At 62.4% G+C, this 18,689-nt stretch carries 19 protein-coding genes; 6 read left to right on the top strand and 13 right to left on the bottom strand.

Going from position 1 to position 18,689, the window contains the following annotated elements; translation table 11 throughout:
- Window positions 1–153: 153 nt before the first annotated feature.
- Window positions 154–1,173, bottom strand: coding sequence for a ribonuclease T2 family protein (locus AC0L3L_RS03965; protein ID WP_473636779.1), 1,020 nt, complete (start codon window positions 1,171–1,173; stop codon window positions 154–156).
- Window positions 1,174–1,375: 202 nt separating this feature from the next.
- Between AC0L3L_RS03965 and AC0L3L_RS03960 the strand changes: the two genes are divergently transcribed.
- The 3 genes from AC0L3L_RS03960 to AC0L3L_RS03950 all read left to right on the top strand — a co-directional run bounded on the left by AC0L3L_RS03960 (window position 1,376) and on the right by AC0L3L_RS03950 (window position 5,306).
- Window positions 1,376–2,311, top strand: coding sequence for an alpha/beta fold hydrolase (locus AC0L3L_RS03960; RefSeq protein ID WP_473636636.1), 936 nt, complete (start codon window positions 1,376–1,378; stop codon window positions 2,309–2,311).
- A 173-nt stretch (window positions 2,312–2,484) separates the two neighbouring features.
- Entirely contained in the window at window positions 2,485–3,660 is a 1,176-nt protein-coding gene (locus tag AC0L3L_RS03955) for a CaiB/BaiF CoA transferase family protein (RefSeq protein ID WP_473636635.1), read from the top strand.
- Window positions 3,657–5,306: a thiamine pyrophosphate-binding protein gene (locus AC0L3L_RS03950; RefSeq protein WP_473636634.1), complete on the top strand. Its 1,650-nt coding sequence runs from the start codon at window positions 3,657–3,659 to the stop codon at window positions 5,304–5,306. Before AC0L3L_RS03955 ends, AC0L3L_RS03950 begins: the two co-directional genes overlap by 4 nt.
- A 42-nt stretch (window positions 5,307–5,348) precedes the next feature.
- Here the strand turns inward: AC0L3L_RS03950 and AC0L3L_RS03945 are convergent, their stop codons facing one another.
- The 6 genes from AC0L3L_RS03945 to AC0L3L_RS03920 form a co-directional block, all read right to left on the bottom strand.
- Window positions 5,349–5,798, bottom strand: coding sequence for a CHRD domain-containing protein (locus tag AC0L3L_RS03945; protein WP_473636633.1), 450 nt, complete (start codon window positions 5,796–5,798; stop codon window positions 5,349–5,351).
- Between the two features lie 181 nt (window positions 5,799–5,979).
- Window positions 5,980–6,951 carry an ABC transporter substrate-binding protein gene (locus AC0L3L_RS03940; protein WP_473636632.1) on the bottom strand — a complete coding sequence of 324 codons (972 nt, stop codon included), beginning with the start codon at window positions 6,949–6,951 and terminating at the stop codon, window positions 5,980–5,982.
- An 81-nt stretch (window positions 6,952–7,032) separates the two neighbouring features.
- Window positions 7,033–8,163: an ABC transporter permease gene (locus AC0L3L_RS03935; RefSeq protein ID WP_473636631.1), complete on the bottom strand. Its 1,131-nt coding sequence runs from the start codon at window positions 8,161–8,163 to the stop codon at window positions 7,033–7,035.
- On the bottom strand, window positions 8,160–9,038 hold the full coding sequence (locus AC0L3L_RS03930; RefSeq protein WP_473636630.1) for an ABC transporter permease: 879 nt from the start codon (window positions 9,036–9,038) through the stop codon (window positions 8,160–8,162). Before AC0L3L_RS03930 ends, AC0L3L_RS03935 begins: the two co-directional genes overlap by 4 nt.
- Complete coding sequence (locus tag AC0L3L_RS03925; RefSeq protein ID WP_473636778.1) at window positions 9,039–9,563, bottom strand: endonuclease domain-containing protein; 525 nt, start codon at window positions 9,561–9,563, stop codon at window positions 9,039–9,041. It lies immediately after the preceding gene.
- Window positions 9,556–10,347, bottom strand: coding sequence for an ABC transporter ATP-binding protein (locus AC0L3L_RS03920; RefSeq protein WP_473636629.1), 792 nt, complete (start codon window positions 10,345–10,347; stop codon window positions 9,556–9,558). The genes AC0L3L_RS03925 and AC0L3L_RS03920 overlap by 8 nt, the downstream gene beginning before the upstream one ends.
- A 128-nt stretch (window positions 10,348–10,475) precedes the next feature.
- Between AC0L3L_RS03920 and AC0L3L_RS03915 the strand changes: the two genes are divergently transcribed.
- Window positions 10,476–10,880, top strand: a complete 405-nt coding sequence (locus AC0L3L_RS03915) for a cupin domain-containing protein (protein WP_473636627.1) — start codon at window positions 10,476–10,478, stop codon at window positions 10,878–10,880.
- Between the two features lie 23 nt (window positions 10,881–10,903).
- Here AC0L3L_RS03915 and AC0L3L_RS03910 read toward each other — a convergent pair whose 3' ends face one another.
- From AC0L3L_RS03910 to aptA, 5 genes are all read right to left on the bottom strand, one after another.
- Window positions 10,904–11,281 carry a hypothetical protein gene (locus AC0L3L_RS03910; protein ID WP_473636626.1) on the bottom strand — a complete coding sequence of 126 codons (378 nt, stop codon included), beginning with the start codon at window positions 11,279–11,281 and terminating at the stop codon, window positions 10,904–10,906.
- The gene (gene hydA / locus AC0L3L_RS03905) at window positions 11,278–12,729 is read right to left on the bottom strand and encodes a dihydropyrimidinase (RefSeq protein WP_473636625.1); all 1,452 of its coding nucleotides are present in this window, start codon (window positions 12,727–12,729) and stop codon (window positions 11,278–11,280) included. The genes AC0L3L_RS03910 and hydA overlap by 4 nt, the downstream gene beginning before the upstream one ends.
- Before the next feature lie 63 nt (window positions 12,730–12,792).
- Complete coding sequence (locus tag AC0L3L_RS03900; RefSeq protein ID WP_473636623.1) at window positions 12,793–14,043, bottom strand: Zn-dependent hydrolase; 1,251 nt, start codon at window positions 14,041–14,043, stop codon at window positions 12,793–12,795.
- A 3-nt stretch (window positions 14,044–14,046) separates the two neighbouring features.
- Window positions 14,047–14,466 carry an endonuclease domain-containing protein gene (locus AC0L3L_RS03895; protein WP_473636622.1) on the bottom strand — a complete coding sequence of 140 codons (420 nt, stop codon included), beginning with the start codon at window positions 14,464–14,466 and terminating at the stop codon, window positions 14,047–14,049.
- A 139-nt stretch (window positions 14,467–14,605) separates the two neighbouring features.
- On the bottom strand, window positions 14,606–15,934 hold the full coding sequence (gene aptA, locus AC0L3L_RS03890; protein ID WP_473636621.1) for an omega-aminotransferase AptA: 1,329 nt from the start codon (window positions 15,932–15,934) through the stop codon (window positions 14,606–14,608).
- 243 nt (window positions 15,935–16,177) lie between these two features.
- Here aptA and AC0L3L_RS03885 point away from each other — a divergent pair, with 243 nt between their 5' ends.
- The gene (locus AC0L3L_RS03885; RefSeq protein ID WP_473636620.1) at window positions 16,178–16,813 is read left to right on the top strand and encodes a TetR family transcriptional regulator C-terminal domain-containing protein; all 636 of its coding nucleotides are present in this window, start codon (window positions 16,178–16,180) and stop codon (window positions 16,811–16,813) included.
- A 219-nt stretch (window positions 16,814–17,032) separates the two neighbouring features.
- On the top strand, window positions 17,033–17,872 hold the full coding sequence (locus AC0L3L_RS03880) for an SDR family NAD(P)-dependent oxidoreductase (RefSeq protein ID WP_473636618.1): 840 nt from the start codon (window positions 17,033–17,035) through the stop codon (window positions 17,870–17,872).
- A 283-nt stretch (window positions 17,873–18,155) separates the two neighbouring features.
- Here AC0L3L_RS03880 and AC0L3L_RS03875 read toward each other — a convergent pair whose 3' ends face one another.
- Window positions 18,156–18,650, bottom strand: a complete 495-nt coding sequence (locus AC0L3L_RS03875; protein WP_473636617.1) for a DUF3592 domain-containing protein — start codon at window positions 18,648–18,650, stop codon at window positions 18,156–18,158.
- Window positions 18,651–18,689: the final 39 nt, after the last annotated feature.

Genomic DNA, 18,689 nt, shown 5'->3' with positions numbered 1-18,689 from the left:
CGAGAATGGTGGGTTGCGAGAACCGGAGCGGAGCGTACTTTCGGGTACGCTGAGCACCAGATGCGCAGGGACCGCGCCGGCATCACTGGAATATCAACATACCTTAGCTCGGCGCGCGGCATCGGCGCATAGGCTCCCGCCGGGCTCGGCGTGTCAATGGAACTCGATCGGATCGACGGTGCCTTTCGGACAACCCGCATTGTTCGTCGGCACTGATGCCAGCAACAGCTCACTGAGCGAAGAGTTCGGACCGATCGGGCCGGTCAGGCCGAGCGTCAGTTCGCCGATCAGCCGCCTGCCGCTCGAATGGTCGTCCAAACAGGAGACGCGAACCCGATCGCCCGCGCCGGGACCGAAGGCACTGTCGAAGGCGGAGCGGATCTGGTCGGAGGTCAGATCCCGGCCAATTTTTTGCGTGAAAAGATCACGCACCGGTGAAGCATTCACCGCGCGCGTCAGGTTCAGCGCATCGGAAAAATACGCCTGCTGGCTCTTGCCGTAACAGGTGCCATGCTTGATCCACTCATGCCTGTCGAGTTCGGATGCGGTGCCCGGCATCACCTGATCGAGCTCCGACCGCGTGTTCGGCTCGAGCTCGACCGGCGGCAGGTCCTGCCAATGCGCCGGATTGTCGTTCGCCTTGTCGGCCGCTGGCACCTGGCAATAGAAATTTCCGTTCGGCTGCGGCCACAGCCCGTGCAAGGTGAAATGCGTCGAATCGAAACCGGCCGCGGTCTGCGCCTTGCATTCGGTCTTGCCGGGCCTGGTTTCGCAAAAGGCCGGCTGCCAGCTCAGCGCGAGGACATATTCGGGCTTTCCCGAAGCCGGCGCCGCGGACTTCTCCTGATCGGCCGGCGCAGGTGCTGCCGGTTCCCCGGATGCGCCGCCGCCCGAAACATGGCCGCAATCGACCTTCACCCAACGGCGCTCCGGATCGGCTCCCGGCACGCGGATCAGATAGTGCGTGGCGGCATCCTTGTTGCCGGCCAGCAGCTCGTAGCTCTGTCCCGCATCGGTCGAGATGTCGCCGGGGTTCTTGCCGGTCTTGATGGCCTGGGTCGCTGGACAGGTCGCGTCGGCCACGAAGGAGCCGCTCAGCTTGACCTCGGCCCGCGCAGCAGCGGTTAGCGAGGCGGCGACAAGCGCCAATCCGAAAACGAACCCTGTCCGCATAGGCATAAAAGTACCCCCGGCTGAAAAATGCGGCGGCGACAGACTGCCGCCCTCTCTCGGTATCAAATTCTCCATGTCAGAATTGCGATACCCCGCGTTGCGACGCAAGAACAGTGCTGCGGAAAACACGGATTGACGCAAAGCCGGCGTCAGCGCACACAAATGTCCGCAGGCGCGAAAACACGTTGGAGACGAAGCGACGATGTCATTCAGCCAACAGCGCGTGCTCCGATCGCCGACCGGTGCGGCGCTCAACCTTTATGTGAAACGCGCCGAGGGCCGCCCGCGCGCCGCTGTCCAGATCAATCACGGGCTAGCCGAGCATGCCGCGCGCTATGTCCGCTTCGCTACCTTTCTGGGTGAGCGCGGCTTCCATGTCTACGTCCATGACCATCGCGGCCACGGCGCCACCAAGGCGACAGACGCGCCGCTCGGCCAGTTCGCTCAATCAGATGGCGGCGCCAAGGTCATCGCCGATGTCGCGGCCGTGCACGATCTGATCGCCGACGAACATCCCAGCCTGCCCGTCATTGTGTTTGGCCATTCCATGGGCGGCCTCGTCGCGCTTAATTTCATGCTTCATAATTCGAACCGCCTGCACGCCGCCGCCATCTGGAACGCGAATTTTTCGGCTGGGCTCGCCGGTCGTGCTGCGCAAGCCATTCTTGCCTGGGAAAAGTTCCGGCTCGGCTCCGACATGCCGTCGCGCATGCTGCCGAAACTGACCTTCCAGGCTTGGGGTAAAGCCGTCCCCGATCACCGCACGCCGTTCGACTGGCTGTCGCGCGACCCAGCCGAAGTCGAAAAGTACATCGCCGACCCGCTCTGCGGCTGGGATGCCTCTGTGTCGATGTGGCGCGACCTGTTTGGCTTTATCTTTGACGGTGCCGACGACACTAATTTTTCCGGCGTCCGCAAGACCCTTCCGATCTGCTTGGTCGGCGGCGAAAAGGACCCCGCCACCGACGGCGGCAAGGCGGTCAACCACCTCGCTGCGCGCCTGCACAGGATGGGCTTTTCGAATCTCGTTTCAAAGGTTTACACCGAGACCCGCCACGAAAGCCTGAACGAGGTGAACCGAGATATCATCATGGATGATTTCGCCGCCTGGGCTGACAGCGTGTTGAAACAAGCCTGATCGAGATAGGCATGGCCGACATTGGCACATTCGGATTGGCCCATTGCAAGAGCCGTGACAGCAGCACGCGGGATTGATAGTGCATGTTGCCCAAAAGTGCGCAGCGGTTTTGGGACAACGACATGCACAAAAAAGAAATCCAAGGCTGCGCTTCCGACCAATCACGGTGATCCATGACCGAGCCTCCGCTGAAAGGCATCCGCGTAATCGAACTCGCCCGCATCCTGGCCGGGCCGTGGGCCGGGCAGCTGCTTGCCGATCTCGGCGCCGACGTCATCAAGGTCGAGAGCCCGGATGGCGGCGACGACACCCGCAAATGGGGTCCGCCCTTCGTCATGAGCCATGACGGCGAGAACCTTTCAGCCGCCTATTACCATTCCTGCAATCGCGGCAAGCGTTCCATCGCCATCGATTTCTCGACGCCCGAAGGCGCCGAGACGATCCGCCGGCTGGTCGCGACATCAGACGTGCTGATCGAGAACTTCAAGCTCGGTGGCCTCAGGAAATACGGGCTCGACTATGACAGCTTGCGCAAGATCAACCCGCGGCTGATCTATTGCTCGATCACCGGCTTCGGCCAGGACGGGCCCTATGCGCCACGCGCCGGCTATGACTTCATCATCCAGGGCATGGCCGGCATGATGTCGATCACCGGCGAGGCTGGCCGCGAGCCGCAAAAGGCCGGCGTTGCCATCTCCGATATTTTCACCGGCCTCTATTCGGTGATCGCCATCCAGGCCGCACTTCGCCACGCCGAGAAGACCGGCGAAGGCCAGCACATCGACATGGCGCTCTACGACACCCAGATCTCGGCGCTCGGCAACCAGAACCTCAATTATCTGGTCTCCGGCAAATCGCCTGTGCAGATGGGCAATGCGCATATGAACATCGCGCCCTACGAAGTGGTGCCGGTGAAGGACGGCCATGTCATCCTGGCCATCGGCAATGACGGCCAGTTCGCCAAATTCTGCGCGGCCGTCGGATTGGACGACCTGCCATCGAACCCCGATTTCGCCACCAATCCTGCCCGGGTCGCCAACCGGGCGAAGCTGCGCGAACACATCATCGATGCGCTAAAGACCTTCGATCGTGATCCGCTGCTGGCTAAATTGGAGGCGGCAAGCGTGCCTGCCAGCCCGATCAACACGATCGGCGAGATGTTCGCCGACCCGCAGACCATCGCGCGCGGCATGCGGCTTGACCTCGACGACGGCCACGGCAATCTCTTGCCTTCGGTGCGCGCGCCGATGGTCATGTCGGGCACGCCGCTGGTCTATGAGCGGCCCTCGCCGCGCCTGGGCGAACACACCGCAGAAATCCTTGCCGAACTGGAGAGATCAGGAAAATGAAAACCGGCGGACAACTGATCGTCGATGCGCTCGAAGCCAACGGCACCGACCGCATCTATTGCGTGCCGGGAGAATCCTATCTTGCGGTGCTCGACGCGCTGCACGATTCGGCGATCCGCACCATCGTCTGCCGCCAGGAAGGCGGTGCTGCGATGATGGCCGACTGCCATGGCCGCCTGACCGGCAAGCCCGGTATCTGCTTCGTCACCCGCGGCCCCGGCGCCACCAACGCATCGGCCGGCATCCACATCGCCATGCAGGATTCGGTTCCCGTCATCCTGTTCATCGGCCAGGTCGCCAGCCACGCCAAGGAGCGTGAGGCTTTTCAAGAAGTCGACTATGTCAGGTTCTTCGGCGATATCGCCAAATGGGTGGTCGAGATCGACGATGCCTCGCGCATCCCCGAGTTCGTCACGCGGGCCTTCGCGGTGGCGACGTCCGGCCGCCCCGGCCCGGTGGTCATCTCGCTGCCGGAAGACATGCTGACCAGCTTGGCCGAGGCGCCGGAAGCCTTGCATTACACGCGCGTCGAAACCTCTCCCGGTGAAGCCGAACTCGACCGGCTTGAAGCGCTGCTCAATGCCGCGAAACGGCCTGTGGCAATTCTGGGCGGCACACGTTGGGATGCCAATGCCGTTCAGGAAATGCAGCGCATCGCCGAAGCCTGGTCGCTGCCGGTCGGCTGCTCCTTCCGCCGCCAGATGCTGTTCGATCATCTGCATCCAAACTATGCCGGCGATGTCGGCATCGGCATCAACCCGAAGCTGGCCACCGCCATCAAGCAGGCCGACCTCGTGTTGCTGATCGGCGGCCGCATGGGCGAGATGCCGTCGTCCGACTACACGCTGCTCAAGAGCCCCTACCCAGACCAGACACTGGTCCATGTCCACGCCGATGCCGGCGAGCTCGGCCGTGTCTACCGGTCAACGCTGGCGATCAATGCCTCGCCTGCCGCCTTCGTGCGATCCTTCGCCAGGAGGAAGGGGCCGGCGGCGCCGAACTGGGCCGACGAAACCCAACGCCTGCATGCCGCCTATCTCGACTGGTCGACACCGCCGGAAACCGGGCCCGGTCCGGTGCAGATGGGGCCGATCATGAACTATCTCGAAACGGTGCTGCCCGACGATGCGATCCTTACCAACGGCGCCGGCAACTACGCCACCTGGGTGCACCGCTTCCACCGTTCCCGGCGCTTTGCCACGCAGGCGGCACCGACCTCCGGCTCGATGGGCTACGGCACACCGGCAGCGGTCGCCGCCAAGGAATTGTTCCCCGATCGCGACGTGATCGCCTTTGCCGGCGACGGCTGCTTCCTGATGAACGGGCAGGAGTTCGCCACGGCCGTACAATACGATCTGCCGATCATCGTCATCGTCGTCAACAACGGCATCTACGGCACCATCCGCATGCATCAGGAGCGCGAGTATCCGGGCCGTGTCGTCGCCACCGATCTCAGGAATCCCGACTTCGCGGCTTTGGCTCGCGCCTATGGCGGCCACGGAGAAACGGTCGAGAAGACGGCCGACTTCGCGTCGGCCTTCGAACGCGCCCGCGCCAGCGGCAAGCCGTCGATCGTCGAGATCAGGCTCGACCCCGAGGCCATCACGCCGACCCGGACGATGACCCAGATCCGCGATAAGTCCTGACCTGGCAGGAAGGGGTGCCCCTTCCGCCGACGCAAGACTTGGCTACATCGTCGCCGCCTTCTCGATCTGCCCGCGGATCTCGCCATCCTTGTGGGCCGCCGTATGGATGTTGATGTAATATTTCCCGGCCATCAGGTCGGCAGCCTGCGCGTCGGTCAGGATCGCCGCCCCCTTGAACGGGCTTTTCGGAGCGCCCTTGAACGGGATGGCGACGCCGGCATTTTCACCCTTTGCTGCCGGACCGTGAATATGTCCGGCCGTCGCCGGTCCACTTAGACCAGAATACGTCACGTTCCAGGTCAGCTGTTTCGTGGCGGTGTTGAAGCCGAGATCGGCCTCGCCTTTGCCCTCTGTGGTGATGGGCGGATTCTCCTGAGCACCATCGAGCGTCGCCTTCATCTTCATCATGTCGGCCAAGGCCGGTGAATCGCACAGGAAGGAAGCCGAAACGGCCAGCGCCGAAAGCATCGGCGAGAAGGATTGCATGCGCATGGAAATCTCCGTTGTGGCGATGACATCCGCTGAAGCTGGATGCACCGCAACAACGGTTGTGCGAGCAGATGTTTCCACCGGTAACGGCTATTTTACGTCCCAACAAAAAGGGGCGGTCGCCCGCCCCCTTTTCGAATGCAGGCCTCAGAAGCCCAGTTGATCGCCTCTACTTGATGGCCCCTTACTTGATGGCCTTGTCGGTGATGGCGGTCGTGTAGGCGCCGGTCGGCTCCTTGGTGATGATCTTCTGATCGAGCAGCGCCTTGGCGGTGCGCGCGTAGGTCGCCGGGTCGAGCTTGCCGTCGGCATTGTCGATCAGCTTGGCGACTTCGCCCATCATGCGCTTCTGGTGGTTCTCGTCCTGGCCGCCATTGTCCATGACGATGCCGGCTGCCTCTTCGGAATTGTCGACGGCGTATTTCCAGCCTTTCATCGAGGCGCGCACGAAACGCACCATCTTGTCCTCGAAGGCCGGATCCTTGAGCTTGTCCTCGGACGCATAGAGCCCGTCCTCAAGCAGGTCGTTGCCCATTGCCGAGTAGTTGAACACGATCAGCTCTTCCGGCTTGTAGCCGGCGTCGATGAGCTGCCAGTATTCGTTGTAGGTCATGACCGAAATGCAATCCGCCTGCTTCTGGATCAGCGGTTGCACGTCGAAACTTTGCTTCAGCACGGTGACGCCGTCCGGACCGCCGTCGGTCTTCAGGCCGAGCTTGTTCATCCAGGCGTAGAACGGATATTCGTTGCCGAAGAACCAGACGCCGAGCGTATGGCCCTTGAAGTCGGCTTCGGTCTTGATCGGGCCGTCCTTCGGACAGACCAGCTGCATGCCGGCCTTCTTGAACGGCTGGGCGATATTGACCAGCGGCACGCCCTTTTCGCGGGCGGCCAGCGCGCCGCCCATCCAGTCGACGATGACATCGGCGCCGCCGCCGGCAATCACCTGCTCCGGCGCGATATCGGGGCCACCCGGCTTGATCTCGACGTCGAGGCCTTCGGCTTCATAGAACCCCTTGTCCTTGGCGACGTAATAGCCGGCAAACTGGGCCTGCGTGACCCATTTCAGCTGCAGCGTCACCTTGTCTGCGGCCATCGCCTGGAACGCGGCAAGCGACATCGCGCCGGCCAGCATCGAAATAACAAGTCTTTTCATGTTTTTACCCTCTGAAGTTAAGTGTTCACCCTTTAGGATCAGGACCTTCAATGCGCTCCTGATTCCAAACCCGCCACCGCCCTATCCACCACGGACGGAGGGATGCCAAAACGTGACTGCTCTCTCGAAAAGAGCGACCACGCCATAAAAGACCGAACCCGCAAGTGCTGCAACTGCGATTTCGGCCCAGACCATGTCGATATTCATCCGTCCGACTTCGGTCGAAATCCGGAATCCCATGCCGACCACCGGCGTGCCGAAGAACTCCGCAACGATGGCGCCGATCAGCGCCAGCGTCGAATTGATCTTCAGCGCGTTGAAGATGAAGGGGGCTGCCGCCGGCAGCCGCAGCTTGAACAGCGTCTGCCAGTAACTCGACGCATAAGTGCGCATCAGGTCGCGTTCCATATGGCCGGACGCGGCAAGGCCTGCGACCGTATTCACCAGCATCGGGAAGAAGGTCATGATGATGACGACCGCCGCCTTCGACTGCCAGTCGAAGCCGAACCACATGACCATGATCGGCGCCACGCCGATGATCGGCAACGCCGACACCATATTGCCGATCGGCAGCAAACCACGCCGCAGGAACGGCACGCGGTCGGCCGCGATGGCGGCGAGAAAGCCGGCACCGCTGCCGACGACATAGCCGAAGATCACCGCCTTGAAGATGGTCTGCCGCACGTCGGCGGCCAGAACCGGCAGCGAATTGGCGATACGAACGCCGATGGCGCTTGGCGGCGGCAGCAGGATGAAGGGGATGCCCGCGCCGCGCGTCACCGCCTCCCAGATGATCAGGATCCAGGCACCGAAGATCGCCGGGATGATCAGCCTCAAAGCGGTCGCCGCCCAGCGCGAGGTCGGGCGAAGCGCGGACAGAACCGTTACGCAGCGCCAGGCCAGAAGCCATGCCGCGGCAAGCAGCAAATAGAAGGATACGCGAGCGGTGCCTTCATTGCCGGTTATGCCGGCGAGCAGCATCCACGCCGCGCCATGCGCACCAAGGAAGAGCAACACCACCCCAATTGCCGGTGGGAAATTATCGGCCTCAATTGCCAGGAGCAGCAAAAGGAAAATCAAAGCCGCGGTCGCCGTACCGTAACCGGGCGTGGCATCGACAAGCGGCCAAAGAAGGAGCGCGCCGGCAAGAAGGGCAAGCGCGGCAACCCCTTGCCAGGAACGAGGCGTGATCGACGAAAGGAGATCGCTCATGCCGGTCTCCCGCCCATAGCGCGGTCGACGATGCGCCCGGCAATGCCGACCACCATCACCAGCAGCGCCGCTACGACCGAGCCGGCCACCAGCGCCGACCAGATGTCGATGGTCTGGCTGTAATAGGCGCCGGCGAGCAGCTTGGCGCCGATGCCGGCGACGGCACCGGTCGGCAGTTCGCCGACAATGGCGCCAACAAGGCTGGCGGCGACCGCGACCTTCATCGAGGTGAACAGGAACGGCACCGAAGCCGGTACGCGCAATTTCCAGAAGGTCTGCGAGGGGCTGGCATTGTAGGTGTGCATCAGATCGAGATGGGTGAGCTCGGGCGAGCGCAGGCCCTTCACCATACCGACGGCCACGGGGAAGAACGACAGATAGGTCGAGATCAGCGCTTTAGGGATCAGCCCGGTGATGCCGATCGCCGCCAGCACGACGATGATCATCGGCGCCACCGCCAGGATCGGAATCGTCTGCGAGGCAATGATCCACGGCATCAGGCTGCGGTCGAGCGTCGCCACATGCACGATGCCGACGGCGATCACGATGCCAAGCGCCGTGCCGAAGGCGAAGCCGAGCAGCGTCGAGGACAGCGTCACCCAGGCATTGTAGACAAGGCTGCGGCTCGAGGTGACCTTGCGCAGAAACGTGTTCTCGAAGAAATTCACCGCCACCTGATGCGGCGCCGGCAGCGTCGGTTTCGGCTGTGACATCGTCTTGCCGATAAATTCCACAACCCCTGGCGTCTCGCCGGCGCGGCGGTCGAGATCGCGCTGAAACGGCGCGTTGAGGATGACGGCCATAATGTACCAAACGACAACCACGCCCGCGAGGATCGAGGTCACAGGAACGATCTTGTCGCGAAAGGAGTCCATCTAGCGGCCCTCGGGCGACAGGCGCCCACCACACCCCAACGGGGAGAGGAGGGCCGGAGCGAAGCGAAGGCCGGGTGAGGGGGTAGAAATCTTTCCGTCGAGGCAAGCTAAGACCGTATCAAGGACCGCTCGGCGTTCGGCCAAAACTTCATGGTTCCAGAACCGGAGAACGGAATAACCATGGCCATTCAGCCAAGCAGTTCTCGCGGCATCGGTTGGAGAATCGGCGCGCTGGCTGCCGTCGATTTCCACAATCAGCGCTCTCTCGCGACAGACGAAATCTGCAAAGAAAGGCCCAAGCGGCACTTGCCTCACAAATTTGTAGCCGTTGAGATGGCGTCCTCTTAGTTCCCCCCAAAGCCTGTATTCAGCCTCAGTCTCGTCAACCCGTAGCTTTCGAGCGCGATCGGTTGCCTTCGCCCTTCTTTTGGTCGGATCCGCCAAGGCCCCCTCACTCGGCCGCTGCGCGGCCACCCTCTCCCCGTTGGGGAGAGGAGGCAGCCCATTCTCCACCCGCTCAATCATCATAGCTGTGCCCTGCCCTGAGGCCATCACGCACCCGCGCGGCGATCGCCAGGAACTCCGGCGTCTCGCGAATGTCGAGCGGACGCCGCTTCGGCAGCGTCGATTCGATAACGTCGCTGACGCGGCCCGGACGCGGCGACATGACGATGATGCGCGTCGAAAGGTAGACTGCCTCGGGAATGGAATGGGTGACGAAGCAGATTGTCTTGTTGGTCCGCTCCCACAGTTCCAGCAGCTGTTCATTGAGATGGTCGCGCACGATCTCGTCCAGCGCGCCGAACGGCTCGTCCATCAACAAAAGATCGGCATCGAAGGCCAGCGCCCGCGCGATCGAGGCGCGCTGCTGCATGCCGCCGGAAAGTTGCCACGGATATTTCTGCTCGAAGCCGGACAGGTTGACGAGATCGAGCGTGCGCTTGATGCGCGCCGCCTGCTCTGCCTTGGACAGGCCCATGATCTCCAGCGGCAGCGCCACGTTGCGCGAGATCGTACGCCACGGATAAAGTGCGGCCGCCTGGAAGACATAGCCATAGGCGCGGCTCTGGCGCGCCTGCTCGGGCGTCAAGCCGTTGACGGAGATGCTTCCGGAGGTCGGTTTCTCCAGATCGGCGATGACCCGCAGCAAGGTCGTCTTGCCGCAGCCGGACGGCCCGATGAAGGACACGAATTCACCCTTGCCGATCGTTAGGTCGACATTCGACAGTGCCTGCACCGGACCATCACTGGTCTGGAAGGTCAGGTCGAGCTTGCTTGCCGAAACGACGGCTGGCGATGCTCCCGTCATAGGCCGCAGCCCGCCTTTTCGCACCGCTGGCGCGCCTGCTGGAATCCGGTTGATCTTTCCTCGATGTTGCTTTCCACTCGCCCCGTCCTATCCGGCTGAGAGTTCCTACTCGATCGAGAGTCGCCCCGATGTCGCCCAAACTCACTTGTCATCTTATCCGCCCTGAAAGCTCTTATGAAGGCAAGCAGGGACTGAGTTATTTCACCGGCATCGCCGCCGAGACGGTCGGCTCTACCGGCATCTGCATGCATCTGCTCACCATGCCGCCCGGTGCCCGCGCCAAGGCGCACATGCATGAAAGCCATGAGACGGCGATCTATGTGCTCTCCGGCGAAGTCCATACCTGGTATGGCGACCGGCTCGAACAGCATATCCTGGTCAAGGCCGGCGACCTCTTCTACATTCCTGCCGGAGTGCCGCACCTGCCCGCCAATCTGAGCGACAGCCCGGCGTCGGCGGTCATCGCCCGCACCGATCCCAACGAGCAGGAAAGCGTCGTCCTGCTGCCGGAACTGGATGCGCTGGTCGCCTGAGGCCGACGCTGAGGCAGCGGCCATCATCGGCAACGGGAGACTTCCCCCATGACCGTGCCGTCCTCGTCGGCAATCACCAGCCTCTTGGCGTTCTTGGTACTCCGCTTGATGGTGAACTGGCCGGGTGACTCACCCTCCTCGCCTTCCGCCTGGCATTGCGCCTTCACCACCAGCGAACCGTCGGCCTGCGCCTGCTTTTCGGTGAAAGTGCAGGCGCTGGCCACAGTGATGAATTCCTTGTCGGTCAGGAGCAGCATGTCCTCGGCATAGACCTGCTGGCCGTTCTTGTTGATACAGCCTGACTTGTTGCCATAGGGCTTGGAAAGGTCGATCGCGGCGGCCGAAGCCTGGCCGGCGGCCAGCAGGATCGCGGCTGCGAGATGAACAGCGCGCAAGCTCACACCCCGGTCGCCGGAATGCCTGTGCGTTCCACCTTGCGCGGCGCGGAAATCTCCTTCCAGGTCGACAGCGCCCGGTTGATCGCCGCGTTCGGCTCACGAGCGACAAACTCGCCATGGCCGGGCTTCGCCTTGACTTCAGCCTCCTGGATCGACAGTTCGCCGCGCGAGAAGACGAAGCGCGGCAGGCCGGTCACCTCAAAACCTTCGAAGACGTTGTAGTCGATCACCGACTGCTGTTTCTTGGCCGCGATCGTCTTCTTGCGCTTCGGGTCCCAGACCACGATATCGGCGTCCGCACCCTCAACGATAGCGCCCTTCTTCGGATACATGTTGAGGATCTTCGCGATATTGGTCGAGGTCACCGCGACGAACTCGTTCATCGTCAGCCGTCCGGTGTTGACACCTGTGGTCCACAGCACCGGCAAGCGGTCCTCGAGCCCGCCGGTGCCGTTCGGGATTTTGGTGAAATCGCCGACGCCGTTGCGCTTTTGGCTGGTGGTGAAGGCGCAATGGTCGGTCGCCACCACTTGCAGCGATCCGGCCTGCAGGCCGGCCCACAGCGAATCCTGATGCAGCTTGTTGCGGAAGGGCGGGCTCATCACACGGCGCGCCGCATGGTCCCAGTCCTTGTTGAAATATTCGCTCTCGTCGAGGGTCAAATGCTGAATCAATGGCTCGCCGAACACCCGCATGCCCTTCTGGCGCGCCCGGCGAATGGCTTCGTGGGCCTGCTCGCAGGAGACATGCACTACATAGAGCGGCACGCCGGCCATGTCGGCGATCATGATGGCGCGGTTGGTCGCCTCGCCTTCCACTTCCGGTGGGCGCGAATAGGCGTGCCCTTCGGGGCCGTTATTGCCCGCGGCCAGAAGCTTCTGCGACAGGGCGGCAACCACGTCGCCATTCTCGGCATGGACCAGCGGCAGTGCGCCAAGGTCGGCGCAGCGCTGGAACGACGAATACATCTCGTCGTCGTCGACCATCAGCGCGCCCTTGTAAGCCATGAAGTGCTTGAACGAGGTTATGCCCTTGTCGACAACGGTGGCCATCTCGTCGAACACCTGCTTGCCCCACCAGGTGATCGCCATGTGGAAAGAATAGTCGCAGGAGGCTTTCGAGGTCTTGTTGTCCCACATCTGCAAGGCCTCAAGCAGCGACTGCTGCGGCGCCGGCAGGCAGAAATCGACAACCATCGTCGTGCCGCCGGCAAGTGCTGCGCGCGTGCCGCTCTCGAAATCGTCGGCCGAATAGGTGCCCATGAACGGCATTTCGAGATGGGTATGCGGATCGATACCGCCCGGCATCACATAGCAGCCGGTGGCGTCGAACTCGTGGTCGCCATGCAGATCCGGGCCGATGGCGATGATCTTGCCGCGCTTGAACAGCACGTCGGCCTTCCACGTGCGATCGGCGGTCACGATGGTGCCGTTCTTGATGACTTTGGACATTTTCTTGTTCCCTTGTTTTTCTCGCGCTTCTTGTGAGCGGCGTTTGAAATCCGAATTTCTAGTTCACTCCACAATCACCGCCGTCTCCACCACCGCGTGGAACAGCACGTCGGCGCCAGCTGCAGCCCATTCCTTTGAGATCTCCTCTGCCTCGTTGTGGCTGAGCCCGTCGACGCAGGGGCACATCACCATCGCCGTCGGCGCGACGCGGTTGATCCAGCAGGCGTCGTGGCCGGCACCGGAGACGATATTGCGGTGCGTATAACCCAAGCGCTCTGCCGCATCCCGCACAGCCTTGACGCAGCCCGCATCGAAGGTGACCGGATCGAAATGGCCGACCTGATCGATCACGTATTTGATGTCGAGCGCCTCGCAGATCGTGTCGATGCCTTCGCGGATGCGCCCGTCCATCGCGTCCAGCACTTCCTTTTCCGGCGAGCGGATGTCGATGGTGAACACGGTGCGGCCGGCGATGATGTTGCGCGAGTTCGGGTAGACTTCCATATGGCCGACCGCGCCGACGGCGTCGGGCTGGTAGTCCATGGCGATCTCGTGAACCAGCTCGATCACCCGCGCCATGCCGAGCCCGGCGTTGCGGCGCTTCGGCATCGGCGTCGAGCCGGTATGCGCCTCCTTGCCGGTCAGCGTCACCTGCAGCCATTTCAGCCCCTGGCCATGGGTGACGACACCGATGTCTATGCCCTCGTCCTCGAGGATCGGGCCTTGCTCAATATGCAGCTCGAAGAAGGCGTGGATCTTGCGGTCACCGACTTTCTCGGTGCCCTTCCAGCCGATGCGTTCGAGCTCCTCGCCGAACTTCTTGCCGTCTTTGTCGACATGCGAATAGACGTCGGCCTGGTCGAGGACGCCGGCAAAAACGCCGGACGCCATCATGGCCGGCGCAAAGCGCGCGCCTTCCTCGTTCGTCCAGTTGGTGACGACGATCGGATGTTTTGTCTTGATGCCGAGCTCGTTGAGCGAGCGCACGATCTCCAGCCCGCCAAGAACGCCGAGTACGCCGTCATATTTTCCCCCGGTCGGCTGGGTGTCGAGATGGCTACCGACATAGACCGGCGGCAGATCAGGGTCGGTGCCTTCGCGGCGGGCAAACATCGTGCCCATCTCGTCGAGGCCCATTTCGAGCCCCGCCGCCTCGCACCAGCGCTTGAACAGATGCCGCCCCTCGCCATCCTCGTCGGTCAACGTCTGGCGATTGTTGCCGCCGGCGATGCCGGGGCCGATCTTCGCCATCTCCATTATCGAATCCCACAAACGGTCTGAATTGATTCGCAGATTCTCGCCGGGAGCGGCCATATTCTAAAACCTCATCGATTCCGGCACGCCGGCGTCCCCCTCCCCCTCGAGGGGAGGGTGGCCGCGAAGCGGTCGGGTGGGGTCGCCGAACATGCGTACGACCTTCTCCTTCACCACCTGCGCGACATGCCATGCGCTGTTTATGACATCGGGCTCGTCAACGCGAAATATATCGAACCCGAGCGATCGCAGATAGGCGTCACGGACAGCATCGTGCCGTTTGCCCAGTTCCTGTTCGTGCAGATCGCCATCCACTTCCACGACCAGCTTTACGGCGAGGCAGGCAAAATCAACGATATAGGGCCCAATCGGACACTGGCGGCGGAACTTGACGCCGGCTGATTTCAGCTCGCGCAATTCATACCACAGCAGGGATTCGCCTTTGGTCGCATGAACTCGCAGCGTGCGCGCCTTTTGACGCATTTCGAAGCTCACACGGGTACGGGGCATCAGAAACAACCTCGCAGCAGAAGATCAGGTCGGCGCGCGTCGCCACCGACCCCACCCGGCCGCTTCGCGGCCACCCTCCCCTCAAGGGGGAGGGAAAGCTGCGGCGCGTCCCTCAATCCACCGCCCTCAGCACTTCACGCACATGGTCGATCAATTCATTGATCTGGCCTTTGGTGATGATCAGCGGCGGCGACAGCGCGATGATGTCGCCGGTGGTGCGGATCAGGGCGCCGCGCTCGAACGCCTTGACGAAGGCCGAGAAGGCACGCTTGGTCGGACTGCCGGGGATGGGCGCCAGCTCGATCGCGCCGATCAGGCCGATGTTTCTGATGTCGATGACGTTCGGCTCGCCCTTCAGCGAATGCAGCGCATCTTCCCAATACGGCGCCAGTTCCTCGCCGCGGGTCAGCAGCCCCTCTTCCTTATAGGTGTCGAGCGTGCCGAGCGCCGCCGCACAGGCGATCGGATTGCCCGAATAGGTGTAGCCGTGGAAGAACTCGATCATATGCTCGGGGCCGGTCATGAAAGCGTCGTGGATTTCCTTCTTGACGAACACCGCGCCCATCGGGATGACGCCGTTGGAGACGCCCTTGGCGGTCGTCATGATATCAGGCGTGACGCCGAAATAGTCGGCGGCGAACGGCGTGCCGAGGCGGCCGAAGCCGGTGATGACTTCGTCGAAAATCAGCAGGATGCTGTGCTTGGTGCAGATCTCGCGCAGCCTCTCGAGATAGCCCTTCGGCGGCAGGATGACACCGGTGGAACCGGCCACCGGCTCGACGATGACGGCCGCGATGGTCGAGGCATCATGCAGCGCGACGATGCGCTCCAGCTCATTGGCCAATTCCGCGCCATGCTCCGGCACACCCTTGGTGAACGAATTCTTCTCGGGCAGGTGCGTGTGCGGCATGTGGTCGACGCCGCCGAGCAGCGTGCCGAACATCTTGCGGTTGGTGACGATGCCGCCGACCGAGATGCCGCCGAAATTGACGCCGTGATAGCCGCGCTCGCGGCCGATCAGGCGGGTGCGTGAGCCCTCGCCTCTGGCGCGGTGATAGGCGATCGCCATCTTCAGCGCGGTCTCGACCGACTCCGATCCGGAATTGGTGAAGAACACGTGGTCCATGCCCTTCGGCGCCAGGTCGACCAAACGGTTCGCCAGTTCGAAGACGATCGGGTGGCCCATCTGGAACGCCGGCGCATAGTCGAGTTCGGCGGCCTGGCTCTGGATAGCCTCGGTGATCTTCGGCCGGCAGTGGCCGGCATTGACGCACCACAGGCCGGCGGTGCCGTCTAAAACCTTGCGCCCGTCGCTCGTCGTGTAATGCATGTCCTTGGCGGACACCATCATGCGAGGCGCCTGTTTGAACTGCCGGTTTGCCGTGAACGGCATCCAGAATGCGCTGAGATCGTTCGGCGTGACTTTCAGCCGGTTGGACATGACCAAGACTTCCCCTTGTAACCTGTTTCGGTGCGGCTAACGCTTGGTCTTCCCGACACTTGGTCTCTGCTGCGTTTTCGTGCTACGCAAATTTTTGACCGATTGGACAAACGTTAGCACCGCCCTGTCGGCGGTCAAGGGATTACTAGCGGAAATGCGGCATCTGAAGCGCGCTCCACAGGCCGGAGAAAAACTGGTCCAGAGAATTGGTCCAGATGACCCTTGCGGCAATGTCCTGCGGGGATGACGACTGGCATGGACGCTCCTCGCCGCACCCGCATCCAGCAGGAAAAGCGCGAGCTCATCCTGGAGGCGGCGCTCGAGGTCTTCTCAACCAACGGCTTTCGCGGCTCGACCATCGACCAGATCGCCGAAGCCGCCGGCATGTCGAAGCCTAACCTGCTCTACTATTTCCGCCGCAAGGAGGACATCCACGAGACGCTGATGCAGCGGCTTCTGGACACCTGGCTGGCGCCGCTGCGCGAACTCGACGACATCGGCGACCCGCTGACCGAATTGCGCAGCTATATCAGGCGCAAACTCGAAATGGCGCGCGATTTCCCTAGGGAAAGCCGGCTGTTCGCCAACGAGATCCTGCAGGGCGCGCCGCGCATCATGCCGATGCTGGAAGGCGAGTTGAAGACGCTGGTCGACGAGAAGGCCGCCGTCGTCAAAGGCTGGATGCGCGCCGGCAAGATCGCGCCCACCGACCCCTGGCACCTGATCTTCTCGATCTGGGCGACGACGCAGCACTATGCCGATTTCGACGTTCAGGTCCGCGCCGTGCTCGGCCCCGACCGCGGCGGCGACGGCCGCTTCGAGGACGCGGCAAGGTTTCTGGAACAGCTGTTCATCGACGGGCTGAAGCCGAAAACCTAACTCTCGTTTTGTCATCCTGGGGTCTGCGCTGCGGCGCTTCGCGGCTGCTACGCCCTGGGATGACGAAGCTGACGGGCTGCGGCCAACCATCGGCTGATTGCGTCGGAGAATCCACCGGCGTCATTATAGCGGTATCGATACCAGGATAAAATTTGAACTGTTTGAGACGTCTCGGATGCCCCATCTTCCACTCAGAGCAACAACATGGAGGCTCCAAACGTGGAACTGAAAGACAAGACCGTCCTCATCACCGGATCGACCGATGGCGTCGGCCGCGTGGTCGCGCAAAGGCTCGGGGCCGGCGGTGCGCGGGTCCTGGTGCATGGCCGCGATGCGACACGGGGCAAGGATGTCGTCGCACAGATCGAAGCCGCTGGCGGCAAGGCCGAGCTTCTCGTCGCCGACCTCTCGTCCCTGGCCGAAGTCGGCCGTCTCGCCGAGGCCGTTCGCGCCCGCACAGGCCGGCTCGATATCCTCATCAACAACGCCGGCATCGGCACCGCCGGCACCAAACGACAGGTCAGCGCCGACGGCTACGAACTGCGCTTCGCCGTCAACTATCTCGCCGGCTTCCTGCTGACATCAGAGCTTCTGCCGCTGCTCAAGGCGAGTGCGCCGGCGCGCATCATCAATGTCGCCTCGGCCGGCCAGCAGGCGATCGATTTCGACGATGTCATGCTGACCCGCTCCTATGACAGCGTCCGCGCCTACTGCCAGAGCAAGCTGGCGCAGATCATGTTCACCATCGATCTGGCGCAGGAGCTGAAGAACACCGGCGTCACCGTCAACAGCCTGCATCCTGCAAGCTACATGAACACCACCATGGTCCGGCAAGCCGGCGTCACGCCGTGGAGTTCGGTCGAGACCGGCGCTGACGCCATCCTCAACCTTGCCACGTCAACTGCGCTCGAAGGGCGGAGCGGCCTCTATTTCGACGGCCAGAGAGAATCTCGCGCCGATGCGCAGGCCTATGACGCAAAGGCAAGACAGCAATTGCGGACATTGAGCCTCGACCTCGTTGGGCGCCCCTCCCCGATATCGAAGGAACGGCATTCATGACTGAGAAAATCCAACATGCCGTGATCGTCGGCGGCTCGTCCGGCATCGGGCCTGGCCACGGCGCGGAAGCTGCTTGGCCCGGGTATGAAGGTGACCATCACCGGCCGCAACCAGGAAAGGCTCAAGGGTGCATGGCGCAGCCTTGGCGGGGCCGGCCAGCGATTTGCCGCATAGTGCATGTCGCCCAAAAACCTGCCGTCGGGCTTTGACCCGAGGGTGCGCAGCGGTTTTGGGATAACGACATGCATTAAAACAAGCGATATGGCACGCTGTTCGAAAAGGCTCAATCGGACGTCAGGCCGGGCCAGAAGGCCAGCGCCATTAGCCCGGCAATAATGGCATACCATACCACCGTATGGACTGCCTTCATGATCGGCCGCCCCACTTCCCGTGCCCGGTTCGGATGCAGGGGGTCATACATGACCTTAACCGCCGCTCCGACCGAACCGGTCATGTTATTGACCGGCAAATGCGATTCAAAGCGCCAGATCTTGCCGAGGCGATCGGCGAATTCGATGGTCGGCGTCCTGGGCGAGTCGTCCGACATCTTTATCTCCACCACCTTGCCTGTCACATAGACGCGACGGTGCCGAAGCACGAGATCGCCATAGGTGTGGGGAACGACAAGCACTAGGAAAAAGAGACCGCAGACGAAGCACCAGAGTTGGATATCGCTCGGAAAATAGCCGAATGTTTCGGCAAGCGCCCGAAGCGGCGAGAGCGCGAGGTGAAAGGCCTGCGAAACGCTTTCCCAGAAGCTATTCCAGCTTTGCTCCATAAAGGCTCCGACAAGCGAAACTGAGCCAATCATACGAGG

It is taken from the genome of Mesorhizobium sp. WSM4849, assembly GCF_055811385.1.
Note: the sequence above shows the minus strand (reverse complement) of the source record. Positions and strands in the feature narration are given on the sequence as shown.

What these genes read in the sequence shown, in the direction of transcription:
- hydA (WP_473636625.1), bottom strand. Translation starts at nt 12,729, where the DNA reads ATGTCCAAAGTCATCAAGAACGGCACCATCGTGACCGCCGATCGCACG.
- AC0L3L_RS03950 (WP_473636634.1), top strand. Translation starts at nt 3,657, where the DNA reads ATGAAAACCGGCGGACAACTGATCGTCGATGCGCTCGAAGCCAACGGC.
- AC0L3L_RS03955 (WP_473636635.1), top strand. Translation starts at nt 2,485, where the DNA reads ATGACCGAGCCTCCGCTGAAAGGCATCCGCGTAATCGAACTCGCCCGC.
- AC0L3L_RS03930 (WP_473636630.1), bottom strand. Translation starts at nt 9,038, where the DNA reads ATGGACTCCTTTCGCGACAAGATCGTTCCTGTGACCTCGATCCTCGCG.
- AC0L3L_RS03900 (WP_473636623.1), bottom strand. Translation starts at nt 14,043, where the DNA reads ATGGCCGCTCCCGGCGAGAATCTGCGAATCAATTCAGACCGTTTGTGG.
- AC0L3L_RS03915 (WP_473636627.1), top strand. Translation starts at nt 10,476, where the DNA reads ATGTCGCCCAAACTCACTTGTCATCTTATCCGCCCTGAAAGCTCTTAT.
- AC0L3L_RS03965 (WP_473636779.1), bottom strand. Translation starts at nt 1,173, where the DNA reads ATGCGGACAGGGTTCGTTTTCGGATTGGCGCTTGTCGCCGCCTCGCTA.
- AC0L3L_RS03935 (WP_473636631.1), bottom strand. Translation starts at nt 8,163, where the DNA reads ATGAGCGATCTCCTTTCGTCGATCACGCCTCGTTCCTGGCAAGGGGTT.
- AC0L3L_RS03940 (WP_473636632.1), bottom strand. Translation starts at nt 6,951, where the DNA reads ATGAAAAGACTTGTTATTTCGATGCTGGCCGGCGCGATGTCGCTTGCC.
- aptA (WP_473636621.1), bottom strand. Translation starts at nt 15,934, where the DNA reads ATGTCCAACCGGCTGAAAGTCACGCCGAACGATCTCAGCGCATTCTGG.
- AC0L3L_RS03875 (WP_473636617.1), bottom strand. Translation starts at nt 18,650, where the DNA reads ATGGAGCAAAGCTGGAATAGCTTCTGGGAAAGCGTTTCGCAGGCCTTT.
- AC0L3L_RS03895 (WP_473636622.1), bottom strand. Translation starts at nt 14,466, where the DNA reads ATGCGTCAAAAGGCGCGCACGCTGCGAGTTCATGCGACCAAAGGCGAA.
- AC0L3L_RS03885 (WP_473636620.1), top strand. Translation starts at nt 16,178, where the DNA reads ATGACGACTGGCATGGACGCTCCTCGCCGCACCCGCATCCAGCAGGAA.
- AC0L3L_RS03960 (WP_473636636.1), top strand. Translation starts at nt 1,376, where the DNA reads ATGTCATTCAGCCAACAGCGCGTGCTCCGATCGCCGACCGGTGCGGCG.
- AC0L3L_RS03945 (WP_473636633.1), bottom strand. Translation starts at nt 5,798, where the DNA reads ATGCGCATGCAATCCTTCTCGCCGATGCTTTCGGCGCTGGCCGTTTCG.
- AC0L3L_RS03925 (WP_473636778.1), bottom strand. Translation starts at nt 9,563, where the DNA reads ATGATTGAGCGGGTGGAGAATGGGCTGCCTCCTCTCCCCAACGGGGAG.
- AC0L3L_RS03920 (WP_473636629.1), bottom strand. Translation starts at nt 10,347, where the DNA reads ATGACGGGAGCATCGCCAGCCGTCGTTTCGGCAAGCAAGCTCGACCTG.